Origin of the sequence: Providencia sp. PROV223, from assembly GCF_028479245.1 — a bacterium.
Taxonomy (GTDB): Bacteria; Pseudomonadota; Gammaproteobacteria; order Enterobacterales; family Enterobacteriaceae; genus Providencia; species Providencia rettgeri.
The window spans coordinates 159,550-172,880 of sequence record NZ_JAMPNG010000010.1 but is presented as its reverse complement, the minus strand read 5'-3'; the positions used below and the strand labels follow the sequence as shown (position 1 = coordinate 172,880).

Sequence of the window (13,331 nt, the reverse complement as noted above, 5' to 3'; positions counted from 1 at the left end):
CCCCCCCAATGCGTTTCACCAACCCCCCATCCAGTCAGTAGCACATGTTGGCCAACTTGGAAGCGTGGGTCTTCACTGTGGTGGATCACGCCTGAAAAATCGATACCAGGTACCATCGGATATTGGCGAACAACTCCCGCCTTTCCACAAATGGCTAACCCATCTTTATAATTGAGTGTGGACCAATGAATATCGACTATAATATCACCGGCCGGGAGCATTTCTGTCGTTAGAGGTTGAATGCCAGAGATAATTTTATCTTCCGATTGTTGCAGGATGAGAGCTTTCATCTTTCACTCCTAATAAAATGATTAAATATGTACTTTAAAAGTGCCTAAAATTTGCGGGTAATTCATTGACGTAGTGACAGTGTTTAAGCTATTAATATTGTAATTAATTTGTAAAAAATAATTTTTTTCTGGCATAAATAGGCTTTTATCATGCAAAATATCGCATCTCGACGGATTCATTTTGCGTATTGACATAAATTTGCCGCGTTTTTGGTAGATAATAGAGCGAACACCCAGCGAATTCACCCAATTTGTATTGGAAATAGCCAGTGTGTAGCAATAATAAAAAGAACTAAATAATATTTGAACTTGTTGCCCCAATAACTTGTCACACTGGGAAGAAAAAGATGGAGTATATAACAACCAAAGAGTAGATGTTTTTCTGTATAATTTTATCCTGTAGGTAAAGAATACAATTAATATCTATTTTTGGGGTTTTTATCTGCTTCGTTTACATAAGAAGCATGTACAGTACGGTACGTGAAAAATAGATGAATTAACCATATTTATAGAAGCAGCTCATTAACGCCTTGAGGCAGCTTCAAGTGGTTGGTAGAGTAGACGGGTTTAAATTCGTCCCCAGCTTGCAGGATAACTCTTTCGTTATGTTTAAAAAATTTCGTGGCATGTTTTCTAATGACCTGTCTATTGACTTGGGTACGGCCAATACCCTTATTTATGTCAAAGGACAAGGCGTAAAATTAAATGAACCCTCTGTAGTTGCTATTCGTCAAGACCGCTCTGGATCGCCAAAAAGCGTTGCTGCAGTCGGTGGTGAAGCGAAGCAGATGCTGGGACGTACACCAGGCAATATTTCGGCAATCAGGCCAATGAAAGACGGTGTTATCGCTGACTTTTTCTTGACTGAAAAAATGTTACAGCACTTCATCAAACAAGTTCATAGTAACAGTTTTTTACGCCCTAGTCCGCGAGTCCTTGTTTGTGTGCCTGTTGGTGCAACACAAGTTGAGCGTAAAGCCATTCGTGAGTCCGCGCTAAGTGCGGGTGCGCGTGAAGTCTTCTTAATTGAAGAGCCGATGGCTGCAGCTATTGGTGCTGGGTTACCTGTATCAGAAGCTACAGGCTCAATGGTTGTTGATATTGGTGGTGGTACGACAGAAGTCGCTGTTATTTCTTTAAATGGCGTTGTTTACTCTTCTTCGGTACGTATTGGTGGTGACCGTTTCGATGAGTCTATCATTAACTATGTACGTCGTAATTACGGCTCGCTGATAGGTGAAGCGACAGCAGAACGCATCAAACATGGAATTGGTTCTGCTTTCCCAACCGATGAAGTTTACGAGATTGAAGTTCGCGGTCGTAACCTTGCTGAAGGTGTGCCTCGCGGATTTAAAATGAATTCCAATGAAATTTTAGAAGCATTGCAAGAACCCCTGACAGGAATTGTCAGTGCGGTAATGCTAGCACTTGAACAGTGTCCTCCTGAACTAGCCTCAGATATCTCAGAACGCGGTATGGTCTTAACGGGTGGTGGCGCGCTTCTTCGTAATTTAGATCGCTTATTGATGGAAGAAACGGGTATCCCGGTTATTGTTGCAGAAGATCCACTAACTTGTGTCGCGCGTGGCGGCGGTAAAGCGTTAGAAATGATTGATATGCACGGTGGCGACCTGTTTAGCGAAGACTAAATGGCCTTTTAGAAACGGTTGGGGAGGTTCTCCAACTGTTTTGACTATTTTTTGTTCCTCTGACATTAGCGAAACTTAGCCACACATGAAGCCAATTTTTAGGCGAGGTCCATCCCTACAGTTACGCATATTTTTTGCGGTAATCATTGCACTTGTACTGGTGGTGATTGACCATCGTTTTGAGCCTTTCAATAAAGTCCGTAACTACTTAGACACGGCGGTTAGCCCATTCTATTTTTTAGCGAATGGCCCACGCCAATTTCTAGATAATATTTCGGAAAGTTTCTCTTCAAGAGAACAACTGCAATTCGAAAACAAAGCCTTACGACAAGAGCTATTACTGAAAAAAGCGGACAACTTGCTTTTAGAGCAACTTAAGCAGGAAAATGCACGCTTAAGGGAGTTACTTGGCTCACCACTTCGCCAAGATGAACACATGATGGTAACGCAAGTTATTTCAGGCGCGAATACGCCATATCGTGACCAAGTGGTTATAGATAAAGGCAGTAATGAAGGCGTTTATGAAGGGCAGCCTGTTATTAGTGATAAAGGTGTTGTTGGCCAAGTGGTTGGGGTAAGTAATTTTAATAGCCGTGTCCTGCTAATTTGTGACACTACCCATGCATTGCCTGTGCAAGTATTACGTAATGATGTTCGTGTGATTGCAGCCGGTTCTGGATGTGCTGATGATATCCAATTAGAACCGTTACCTGAAAATACCGATATTCGTGTTGGTGACGTCCTTGTCACGTCAGGGCTAGGGGGGCGTTTCCCTGAAGGTTATCCAGTAGGGGTGGTCTCTGCCGTAAAACACGACACACAACGAGCGTATACCATCATTAGCGCGAAGCCGAGCGCCGAATTGCAGCGTTTACGTTACCTTCTGTTATTATGGGGAAATGATAACGACCCTAAAACGCCACTACAGCCTTCGGAAGTCTATCGGGCAGCAAATGAACGCTTAATGAAAGTATTGCCGCAAGTATTACCTAACCCGAATGAAATTCAGGGGCCTCCATTGCCACCCTCAATGGCTCCGACGTCACAACCATAAGTAGAGGAAACACAGTATGGTTATGGGCAAGAGAGTAAATTAGCATGGATGAGTATCGTGGAAATGGCCGCGCCATCATTTGGTTATCGTTTTTTATTGCCTTGATTTTGCAAGTCATGCCTTGGCCGGAGCAACTCAGCTTTTACCGGCCATCATGGCTTCTGTTGATTCTCACTTATTGGGTGATGGCGCTACCACACCGTGTGAGTGTTGGCACGAGCTTTATCTTAGGGATTATCGTTGATTCCATTCAGGGTTCAGCACTGGGGGTACATGCCCTCTCTTTTAGCATTATTTGCTATCTCGTCTCTTATAAGCACCAGTTGTTGCGTAATATGGCGCTGTGGCAGCAAGCGTTGGTGATTATGTTGCTGACTATCATTCAGGATCTTGCTGTTTTTTGGGCTGAATTTTTATCATCACAAGTATTATTCCATCCGCAAGTATTTTGGAATAGCTTAGTGAATGGTATTCTATGGCCATGGCTATTTTTGCTTTTACGTAAAACTCGTCGGCAATTTTCAGTATGTTAGCATGTTAGTTGTCACTCTGACTGGGAATACAGTTTATGTGTTTAATTTATCTTGCGTCTGGCTCACCCCGTCGACGTGAACTTGTTCAGCAACTTAATTATACTTTTGAAATCTTACGTCCAGAGGTAGAAGAGCTGTGGCAGGAAGGGGAGACGCCTCAAGACTATGTTCAACGTCTTGCACGAGATAAATCTTTAGCTGGTGTTGCGATAGCACCCGATAATCAACCTGTTTTGGGCGCTGATACTATTGTTGTTCTTGCAGGCAAAATTTTGGAAAAACCGCGCGATTGCCAGCATGCAGAAGAGATGCTAAGTGCGTTATCGGGAAAAACTCATCAAGTGATGACGGCGATTGCCTTATCCAACCGTCAACAGACGATACAGTCATTAATTGTGACAGATGTGACATTCCGCGAGTTATCTTTACTCGAAATACGGGATTATATACAGTCAGGAGAGCCAATGGATAAGGCTGGCGCTTATGGAATTCAAGGCATTGGTGGGCGTTTTATACGTAAAATCAATGGCAGCTACCATGGGGTTGTTGGTTTACCACTGGTTGAAACAGACGAGCTAATTCAGCGATTTTTAGCGTTAAGTGATGGTAAGGGGAAGTCATGACTGCGGAACTATTAGTGAACATTACACCATCTGAAACGCGCGTTGCTTATATTGATGGTGGGATATTACAAGAAATTCATGTTGAGCGAGAAGCAAAAAGAGGATTAGTAGGGAATATTTACAAAGGCCGCGTGAGCCGTGTCTTACCGGGGATGCAGGCGGCCTTTGTTGATATTGGTCTAGATAAAGCGGCCTTTTTGCATGCTTCGGATATTATGCCCCATACGGAATGCATTGCGGGTGACGAACAAAAAAACTTTCATGTCAGGGATATTGCTGAGCTCGTTAAGCAAGGACAAGATTTAATCGTTCAAGTCGTCAAGGACCCCCTTGGCACCAAAGGCGCTCGCCTTACTACAGATATAACTCTCCCTTCTCGCTATTTGGTCTTTATGCCAGGAGCTTCCCATGTAGGCGTTTCTCAACGCATTGAAAGTGAAGTTGAAAGAGAACGCCTAAAAGAGTGTGTTTCACAGTATTGTGATGAAAATGGTGGTTTTATCATCCGTACGGCAGCAGAAGGGGTCGGGGAAGAGGAAGTTAAACAGGATGCGGCCTTCTTAAAGCGCCTGTGGGCGAAAGTGATTGAACGAAAAAAACGTAATGTGACTCGCACAAAAATCTATGGTGAATTAGCGCTTGCTTACCGCATTATCCGTGATTTTGCAGGTGCTCATCTTGATCGTATTCGTGTTGACTCCCGTTTGACCTATACTCAATTGCAAGAGTTTATCGAAGAGTATGTACCAGAAATGACGGCTAAGCTCGAACTTTATCAAGGTAATCAGCCAATATTTGACTTGTTTGACGTTGAAAACGAAATTCAGCGAGCCATGGATCGAAAAGTGGAGCTAAAATCAGGTGGTTATTTGATTATCGACCAAACTGAAGCCATGACGACGATTGATATCAATACTGGGGCATTTGTTGGTCATCGTAATCTTGAAGAAACCATCTTCAATACTAATATCGAGGCGACTCAAGCGATAGCAAGGCAACTGCGTTTACGTAACTTAGGCGGTATTATTATTATTGACTTCATCGACATGGTTGACCCTGAACATCGTCGCCGTGTGCTAGCATCATTAGAACAGGCATTGAGCAAAGATAAAGTCAAAACCACCATTAATGGTTTTTCGCAACTGGGTTTAGTTGAAATGACGCGTAAGCGCACAAGAGAAAGCCTAGAACATGTGTTATGCGACGACTGCCCAACTTGCCAAGGGCGTGGAACCGTTAAGTCAGTAGAAACAGTTTGTTATGAAATTTTACGTGAAATAGTTCGCGTTCACCGGACTATCGATGCAGATAGGTTCTTAGTTTATGCATCCCAAGCGGTGGTTGATGTCCTTAAAGGGGATGAATCACATGCCCTTGCAGAAGTTGAAATCTTTGTTGGGAAGCAAGTTAAAGTTCAGACTGAACCTCTTTACAGTCAGGAACGTTTTGACGTCGTAATGATGTAATAAGGAGATTTGAGTGAGACGACTGCCACGTGTAGCACTGGTGACGACCGCGGTTATATTATTGCTGTGTGCATTAGTGCTGTCAGGGCTGCGTTTTCTTCTGCCAAATATTGACAACTATCGACAAGATCTGGTCGATTATGTTGAAAAAAAGACCGATGTATCTGTACAAATTGGTAAAATCGAAGGGGCTTGGCAATCTTTTGGCCCTGTACTGACGTTATCCGATGTCGCTTTACAGAGTAAAACTACGGATGTTACCGCGAATACCATTACTGTTGAATTAGATATCTGGAGCTCATTATTTTCTCTACGCTGGCGCTTTCGTGATTTAACCTTCTATCAGTTAAATGTTGATTATAAAGTTCCTTTAAGCCTTGGAGACTCCGCGAAAGGCGAGTCTTTAGATAGCATTGAAGAGCTATTTTTACGGCAATTCGACCACTTTATATTAAAAGAAAGCCAATTAACCTTCCTCACACCTTCTGAACAAAAAACAACGCTGATTTTACCCGAGCTTTCATGGCTGAATGACAATGAACGGCATCGTGCTCAAGGTTTTGTGAGTCTTGAAACCATTAATAAGCAGCATGGCTATCTACAAGTAAAGCTTGATGTGTCAGATAAAAACGGCGTGTTAAGTGACGGTATTTTTTATCTACAAGCGGATAATATTGATATGCAGCCATGGCTTAGCCGCTGGCTGCGTGACAATACTTCATTGCGGGATGCCAATTTTAGCCTGTCTTCTTGGGTAACCCTGAGAAATCATCGAATTGACAGCGGCCTTATTCAACTACGACAAGGCGAAGCTAACTGGGGAACGGGCGAATTAGCCCAAAACCTACAAGTTAATGATTTGCTTTTGCGAATGAAAAGGCAGGGGAATGGGTGGTTATTTAACATTCCTGAGCTTGATACCTTGAAAACCAATGAGTTCATCTGGCCGCAAGGGAGCGTCTCTGTATTGTATTTGCCTGCCAGCAAAAAATATCAAGATAATGACCATTGGCGCATCCGTGCTAAAGATATTGAACTCGAACGTTTAAGCGAAGTTTTGCCCACATTTTCTTTTTTGACTCCTGAAATGGTACAAGATTGGCAACATCGCCAACCAACTGGTGTAGTGAGTGAATTTGCGCTTGATATCACACAAAACATGCCTGAAAACGTACAAATCAACATGGATTGGCAAAATGTCAGCTGGAAAAAATGGAAAGAGTTGCCTTCAGTTAATCATTTTTCGGGTGTTTTAATTGGTGGCATGCAAAGTGGTAGTGCCACAGTTAGCTTGCAAGATAGTGAAGTGGACTATCGCGATGAATTTAAAGCTCCTTTTTTAATAAAGACGGCAACAGGTCAGTTCCATTGGGTAAATAATGACAGTGAATTTAAACTGTGGAGCCCATCATTAGAGGTACAAGCTCAGTCTCTTTGGGCAAATGGTGAGTTTCGTTACGCAAAAGCGAAAAAAGGAAATTATGCCGATCTCGCCATTCTTGCCGGAATTCGTTTAGATGATGCAGGGGATGCGTGGCGTTATTTCCCACAAAAATTAATGGGGCAAGATGTGGCGGATTACCTGACGAAAGCCATTATCGCAGGTAGTGTAGATAATGCGACGTTGGTCTATAAAGGTGATCCAGCTCATTTCCCATACGATAACAATGATGGGCAATTCCAAGTTTATGTCCCTCTGCGTAATGCGACATTCGAATATGACAGTGAATGGCCTGCATTATTGAACTTAGATATGGATTTAGACTTTAGGCGTGCAGGGCTATTTATGCATGCACCAACGGTAAAACTGGCGGATGCCACAGCAACCAATCTTGATGCCAATATCCCTGATTACACTAAAGAAATGCTGTATATCAATGCAGATATCAATGGAACTGGAAAACAAATCCAGCAATATTTTGTGCATACCCCGATGAACCACTCAATTGGCGATACGCTTGAAGAGTTACAAATTGGGGGAACTGTTAATGGCCAGTTAGGGTTATCTATTCCACTGGTGGCGGGTAAGGATGTTGTCGCCAAAGGAAAGGTCAATCTCAATAAAAACGATTTATATATTCAGCCAATTGATAGCACTATTTCTGCTTTGACGGGCAGCTTTGAGTTTAACAATGGAGATTTACGCGGTGAAAACCTGCGTGGACACTGGTTTGAACAGCCAATTACTGTCGATTTCACTACCACTGACCAAGCAAAAAATTATTTAGTGGATGTGAATATTAGCGGAAACTGGGCGGTGAATAAGTTGGCAATGTTACCTGCTGAGATTAAACAAAAATTATCAGGAACCACTGACTGGAAAAGCCAAGTCGCTATCACCATTCCGAATACGGCAAAAGAACCCGTTGGCTTACAAATAGACGTCACCGCAGGGCTAAAACAACTGAAAAGCCAACTACCTGCTATTGATAACGCTTTGTTAGCAGAGCTTGGGCAAATTAATGTTCAAGCAAAAGGAACCACAGAACAGTTGGTGGTTGGTGGTGATATCGGTAAGCGTATTGGTTTTAATACTCAATGGGGATTGAGTGACAAACCTCTGAGTTTATTAAAAGCCCATATTGCCCAATGGCGTGACGGTATTCCTGAACTCCCTAAAAACTCAGCTTTTATTGTCGATTTGCCAGCGATTACTGATATGAACTGGGAGAAATTAGCTGGGTTACTAGTGTCATCCCATAGCCGCGAAGGTGGTATGAATATTGGCTTGCCGGATATGCTCCAGGTCAATATTCCATCAATCTACCTCGCTGGGCAGCAATGGAACGCAGTAAACTTTTCTTATGATTTACAACGGCCTGAGCAGTTGGTCAGTATCAACAGTGAAAACCTAAAAGGCTCGTTACAAATCTTTGCTTCACAGCCTTGGCAGGTCGCTATTGATTATTTGTATTACAACCCTAGCACTTCCTCTAGTGCTCAAATCAATGACCTTGCCACAACACAATTTGATTTTAGCCAATGGCCACAATTGCAGTTTCATTGTAAAGAATGTTGGGTTGCTGGGCAGAAATTGGGTAAAATTAGTGCGAATATCCAACCTAAAGGGACGTTATTGCAACTGACCGATGGCACGCTAGATAACAGTGTTACGAAATTAACGCTAGATGCTATTTGGAATAGCGAAAACGGCAATAAAACGCAAATTGCAGGTTCATTGACCGGCGAAGCTTTTGACGAAACAGCAGCGTATTTTGGTATATTGGTTCCCATTATCCAATCACCTTATACTATTGAATTTGATTTAGATTGGGCTAATTTGCCTTGGTCACCAGATATTGCCTCTTTAAATGGTAAAATGTCTGCAAAATTGGGTAAAGGAGCGATTGCACAAATGGGGGGCGGTCGTGCAGGGCAAATATTGCGTCTAGTCAGCTTTGATGCGCTGTTGCGTAAACTACGATTTGATTTTAGCGATACATTTAGTGATGACTTTGATTTTGATTCCATTAAAGGTGATGCGACCATTAAAAATGGTGTACTGGTTTCGAAAAATACCTATGTTGATGGTTTAGTTGCCGATATTGCTTTTAATGGTCAAATTGACCTCGTTAAACGCCAAATTAATGTTGAAGCCGTCATTACACCGGAAATATCTGCTACAGTAGGAGTAGCAACCGCGTTTGTGGTAAACCCATTTGCAGGCGCTGCCGTATTTGCGGCAACGAAAGTGCTCGGTCCACTATGGAGTAAAGTTTCCGTTATTCGTTACCGAGTAACAGGTAGCTTGGACGAGCCGAAAATTGATGAAGTATTACGTCAACTGAAGGAGACTCAAGAGTAATGAAAAATGGCAACGTTGCACTTTTGCAGTTATGTAGTGGAAATAATACTAAACACAATTTGGCGCAAATCGAACAACAGATCAAACAGTTACCAGAAACTGTTGAGTTAGTACTGACACCTGAAAACGCATTGTTATTTGCAGATGCAGCGACCTATCGTAAACAAGCGGAAGAGCAAGGAAAAGGCCCTTTGCAAAAAGCGATCAGCGCAATGGCCAAACGTTATCATGTTTGGATTTTAATTGGCTCAATGCCAATGATTAGCCGTGAAGATCCCGAACGTATTACAAGTAGTAGCTTATTATTTGATGCTGAAGGAAACATTAAAGCGCGCTACGATAAAATTCATATGTTTGATGTCAATATCGAAGATGAACAAGGCACTTATAACGAATCCGTGATTTATCAGCGTGGTGAACATATTACCGTTGTTGATACGCCGGTGGGTCGCCTTGGTATGACGATTTGTTATGATTTACGCTTTCCTGGTTTATTCCAAGCATTACGTGAGCAAGGTGCAGAAATTATCTCTGTACCAGCGGCATTTACCCGTTACACCGGTCAAGCACATTGGGAGCCGTTATTACGAGCTCGTGCGATAGAAAACCAATGCTATATTTTAGCACCTGCTCAAGTCGGTGTGCACGGCACACGTCGCACGTGGGGGCATAGCCTTGCGGTTGATGGGTGGGGTAAAGTGATGAAAAAGAACGTGGATGCAGTCGCTTCTACGGTACTGAATATTAAAACAGACAGCTTGAGTGTCATGCGCGAGCAAATAAAAGTGGTGAAACACAACCGTTTTAGACCGCAATTGACATCATTGATTAAAAAAGAAACCAAAGAGTAACGAATATGAGTTTAGTTTCTGTCAGCGAACATTTGCTGGCCGCCAACCGCCTTGGGCAAGAAAATCTGTATGACATTTTAGGTTTGTTATCTGAGCGCCATCTAGATTATGCGGATCTGTTCTTTCAATCGAGCTTCCATGAGTCATGGGTGCTTGAAGATAGGATCATCAAAGATGGCTCTTACAATATCGACCAAGGTGTTGGTGTGAGAGCTGTTAGTGGTGAAAAAACGGGTTTTGCTTATGCAGACCAAATTTCGCTACACGCGCTGACACAAAGTGCTACCGCTGCACGCAGCATTGTGAATGAGCAAGGCTCTGGTAAATCACAAATTTTAACTAACGTTGAATATAAAAAATTGTATTCAGTGGCAGATCCACTGCAAAGCTTATCGCGGGAACAAAAAATTGATTTGCTGCATCGTGTTGACCAAGTTGCACGCGCAGAAGACCCGCGTGTCATTGAGGTCAATGCTAGTTTAACCGGTGTTTATGAGCAAGTGTTAGTCGCCGCAACAGATGGTACTTTGGCGGCAGATATTCGCCCGTTAGTGCGTTTGTCAGTCAGCGTGCTGGTGGAACATGACGGCAAGCGCGAACGCGGTGCAAGTGGCGGTGGTGGTCGTTATGGTTATGAATATTTCTTGGAAATTCACCAAGGGCAAGTAGTTGCTGAACAATATGCACGCGAAGCGGTGCGTATGGCACTGGTGAACTTGTCTGCAGTTGCGGCTCCTGCGGGAATGATGCCTGTTGTGCTAGGTGCCGGTTGGCCTGGGGTTCTATTGCATGAAGCGGTGGGGCATGGTTTAGAGGGTGACTTTAACCGTCGCGGCACATCTGTATTTTCAGGCCAAATTGGTGAACAAGTCGCATCACCACTGTGTACCGTCGTGGATGATGGCACGATAGCGGGCCGTCGTGGCTCTCTCGCTATTGATGACGAAGGGGTGCCTGGGCAGTATAACGTCCTAATAGAAAATGGTATTTTACGTAATTATATTCAAGATAAACTGAATGCACGCCTGATGGGAGTTACTCCAACAGGTAATGCACGTCGTGAATCTTATGCGCACTTACCGATGCCGCGTATGACCAATACCTACATGTTAGCAGGGACATCAACGCCAGAAGAAATTATTGCTAGTGTGGATAAAGGCATTTATGCGCCAAACTTTGGTGGTGGTCAGGTAGATATCACCTCAGGTAAATTTGTATTTTCAACATCAGAAGCTTACCTGATTGAAAAAGGTAAGATTACTTCTCCTGTGAAGGGGGCTACGTTAATAGGCTCAGGTGTTGAAGCTATGCAGCAGATTTCAATGGTTGGTAATGACTTAGCGCTAGATAAAGGTGTTGGTGTTTGTGGCAAAGAAGGCCAAAGTGTTCCTGTTGGTGTAGGCCAACCTACATTAAAACTGGACAAACTGACCGTTGGCGGTACCGCGTAATCGTTCATGGCGATATAAACTAGGCTCTGCTCGCCCTGGAGACAACTTCTTGTCGATGTTGTGACTAGGGCGATTGTTTGCCTGTAAAGCACAAAACAACTGAGGTGTTATGAATAAACGTTTTTTACCTGTCGTATTGATGGCTATTTTGATTGTGATTAGCCTTTATTTCAATGGTGGAGATAAAACACCATCTGAACCATCCATTAATCAAAGCAATCCACCTTCTCGTGAAGCGATAACACCAAAAGAAACACCACAACCGATTGATAAGCTAACTGCACAAGACAACGTGGTTAGTTTTATGGAAAAATATCAAAAACTTCCAGCTTTCTATATGACGAAGAAACAAGCCCGTGAAGCCGGATGGGATGCGAAAAAAGGTAATCTTTGCGATGTGTTACCTGGAAGAGCAATTGGCGGAGACCGTTTTTCTAACCGTGAAAAAAGTTTGCCAATTGCACAAGGGCGTCAGTGGTTTGAAGCAGATATCAATTATCGCTGTGGTCATCGCGGGGCAGACCGTTTGCTGTACTCATCGGATGGGATGATTTTTGTGACTCATGACCACTATAAGAGCTTTACTCAAGTCCACTAAAGGAAAATCATAATGAGCAAACAGGTGAGCTTTGATTTCAGGCAAATAAATTCATTGAATGATTTTTATGACCAATTTGCTCAACAATTTTCCCTTCCTGATTGGTTTGGCTATAATCTTGATGCCCTGTGGGACATGGTTTCCGCTGGCATTGAGTTGCCTGTAACCATCACGTTTTCACATATGACAGCCGAACAACGTATAAAATTCGCAGATGTTATTGATGTGATGAATGACGCACAAGATATGTGGGAAGAAGAGTTCGTTTTTGCTTTAGATATAACAAAAAGCTCTAACTAATATTCCTATCACTCATGGTAAAGTCTAAATAAGATAACTGAGCTGATAGGGGTCTTTAGGATGAATAACGTTACCTGCACTGCATTTCCGCTAAAAGAAAAAAAATTCCTTATTGTTCACGGCTATACGGCATCCCCTGATAAAAATTGGTTTCCATGGTTGAAATCAGAGCTTGAAGCCTTAGGCGCTTTTGTTAACGTCCCCACCATGCCTGATTCTTTAACTCCCGACCCTAAAAGGTGGCAGCAGCGCTTACAACACTTACCTTTTGATATTGATGAAAATACGGTTTTGATTGGTCATAGCTTAGGTTGCATTACCGCATTACGATTTTTGCAAAATACGAGGCAATCGGTAGCGGGTTATGTATTGGTATCAGGGTTTGATGAAACGCAAGAAACATTGCCAGAATTACAGCATCACACCCTTGAGCCATTGAATTATGATGAACTCATACAGATAGCAAATAATCGAATATCGATTATATCAACCAATGATGAAATTGTGTCACCAAGGTCTTCGAAAGCATTGGCAGAGGCTTTAAAAACACAGGTTATTATTGAAGAATCTGCCGGGCATTTCCTTGATAGAGAAGGCTATACTGAGTTCAAAACACTACTTGATACAATCAAAGCGCATTTTAGCTAGTTATGGCTGGTAAGAATACTAGGTACATTTACCAAGAAAAATCCCCTAGCCGTAGCATAGGGG

General features: G+C 42.8%; 12 protein-coding genes. 11 read left to right on the top strand and 1 reads right to left on the bottom strand.

Translation table 11 applies throughout. The annotated features are described in order from the left end of the window. Positions 1–290, bottom strand: a 290-nt coding sequence (locus PR767_RS13155) for an alcohol dehydrogenase catalytic domain-containing protein (RefSeq protein ID WP_198635209.1), incomplete at its 3' end; no start/stop codon positions are given. Positions 291–895: 605 nt separating this feature from the next. Here PR767_RS13155 and PR767_RS13150 point away from each other — a divergent pair. From PR767_RS13150 to PR767_RS13100, 11 genes are all read left to right on the top strand, one after another. After that, positions 896–1,939 (top strand): rod shape-determining protein, encoded by a 1,044-nt coding sequence (locus tag PR767_RS13150; RefSeq protein ID WP_004908213.1) that lies wholly within the window; start codon positions 896–898, stop codon positions 1,937–1,939. Between the two features lie 85 nt (positions 1,940–2,024). Further along, entirely contained in the window at positions 2,025–2,993 is a 969-nt protein-coding gene (gene mreC, locus PR767_RS13145) for a rod shape-determining protein MreC (RefSeq protein WP_109911672.1), read from the top strand. Positions 2,994–3,037: 44 nt separating this feature from the next. Then, on the top strand, positions 3,038–3,526 hold the full coding sequence (gene mreD, locus PR767_RS13140; RefSeq protein WP_004908217.1) for a rod shape-determining protein MreD: 489 nt from the start codon (positions 3,038–3,040) through the stop codon (positions 3,524–3,526). Positions 3,527–3,561: 35 nt separating this feature from the next. Then, positions 3,562–4,149, top strand: a complete 588-nt coding sequence (locus tag PR767_RS13135; protein WP_109911673.1) for a Maf family protein — start codon at positions 3,562–3,564, stop codon at positions 4,147–4,149. Continuing rightward, positions 4,146–5,615: a ribonuclease G gene (gene rng / locus PR767_RS13130; protein ID WP_004908223.1), complete on the top strand. Its 1,470-nt coding sequence runs from the start codon at positions 4,146–4,148 to the stop codon at positions 5,613–5,615. The genes PR767_RS13135 and rng overlap by 4 nt, the downstream gene beginning before the upstream one ends. 13 nt (positions 5,616–5,628) lie before the next feature. Beyond that, complete coding sequence (gene yhdP, locus PR767_RS13125) at positions 5,629–9,420, top strand: AsmA2 domain-containing protein YhdP (protein ID WP_272520415.1); 3,792 nt, start codon at positions 5,629–5,631, stop codon at positions 9,418–9,420. Then, entirely contained in the window at positions 9,420–10,271 is an 852-nt protein-coding gene (nit1, locus tag PR767_RS13120) for a deaminated glutathione amidase (RefSeq protein WP_004908231.1), read from the top strand. Before yhdP ends, nit1 begins: the two co-directional genes overlap by 1 nt. 5 nt (positions 10,272–10,276) lie before the next feature. Continuing rightward, complete coding sequence (gene tldD, locus PR767_RS13115; RefSeq protein WP_004908235.1) at positions 10,277–11,722, top strand: metalloprotease TldD; 1,446 nt, start codon at positions 10,277–10,279, stop codon at positions 11,720–11,722. Positions 11,723–11,831: 109 nt separating this feature from the next. Then, positions 11,832–12,320 (top strand): ribonuclease domain-containing protein, encoded by a 489-nt coding sequence (locus PR767_RS13110; RefSeq protein WP_110731670.1) that lies wholly within the window; start codon positions 11,832–11,834, stop codon positions 12,318–12,320. A 12-nt stretch (positions 12,321–12,332) separates the two neighbouring features. Beyond that, the gene (locus PR767_RS13105; protein ID WP_004908240.1) at positions 12,333–12,620 is read left to right on the top strand and encodes a barstar family protein; all 288 of its coding nucleotides are present in this window, start codon (positions 12,333–12,335) and stop codon (positions 12,618–12,620) included. Positions 12,621–12,680: 60 nt separating this feature from the next. Then, a complete protein-coding gene (locus PR767_RS13100) occupies positions 12,681–13,268 on the top strand; it encodes an RBBP9/YdeN family alpha/beta hydrolase (protein WP_004908243.1) in 588 nt (195 codons plus the stop codon). The last annotated feature ends 63 nt before the right edge of the window (positions 13,269–13,331 follow it).

Bases quoted from the DNA above. Each gene is read 5' to 3' on its own strand.
- PR767_RS13150 (WP_004908213.1), top strand. From the start codon at position 896: ATGTTTAAAAAATTTCGTGGCATGTTTTCTAATGACCTGTCTATTGAC.
- mreC (WP_109911672.1), top strand. From the start codon at position 2,025: ATGAAGCCAATTTTTAGGCGAGGTCCATCCCTACAGTTACGCATATTT.
- mreD (WP_004908217.1), top strand. From the start codon at position 3,038: ATGGATGAGTATCGTGGAAATGGCCGCGCCATCATTTGGTTATCGTTT.
- PR767_RS13135 (WP_109911673.1), top strand. From the start codon at position 3,562: ATGTGTTTAATTTATCTTGCGTCTGGCTCACCCCGTCGACGTGAACTT.
- rng (WP_004908223.1), top strand. From the start codon at position 4,146: ATGACTGCGGAACTATTAGTGAACATTACACCATCTGAAACGCGCGTT.
- nit1 (WP_004908231.1), top strand. From the start codon at position 9,420: ATGAAAAATGGCAACGTTGCACTTTTGCAGTTATGTAGTGGAAATAAT.
- tldD (WP_004908235.1), top strand. From the start codon at position 10,277: ATGAGTTTAGTTTCTGTCAGCGAACATTTGCTGGCCGCCAACCGCCTT.
- PR767_RS13110 (WP_110731670.1), top strand. From the start codon at position 11,832: ATGAATAAACGTTTTTTACCTGTCGTATTGATGGCTATTTTGATTGTG.
- PR767_RS13105 (WP_004908240.1), top strand. From the start codon at position 12,333: ATGAGCAAACAGGTGAGCTTTGATTTCAGGCAAATAAATTCATTGAAT.
- PR767_RS13100 (WP_004908243.1), top strand. From the start codon at position 12,681: ATGAATAACGTTACCTGCACTGCATTTCCGCTAAAAGAAAAAAAATTC.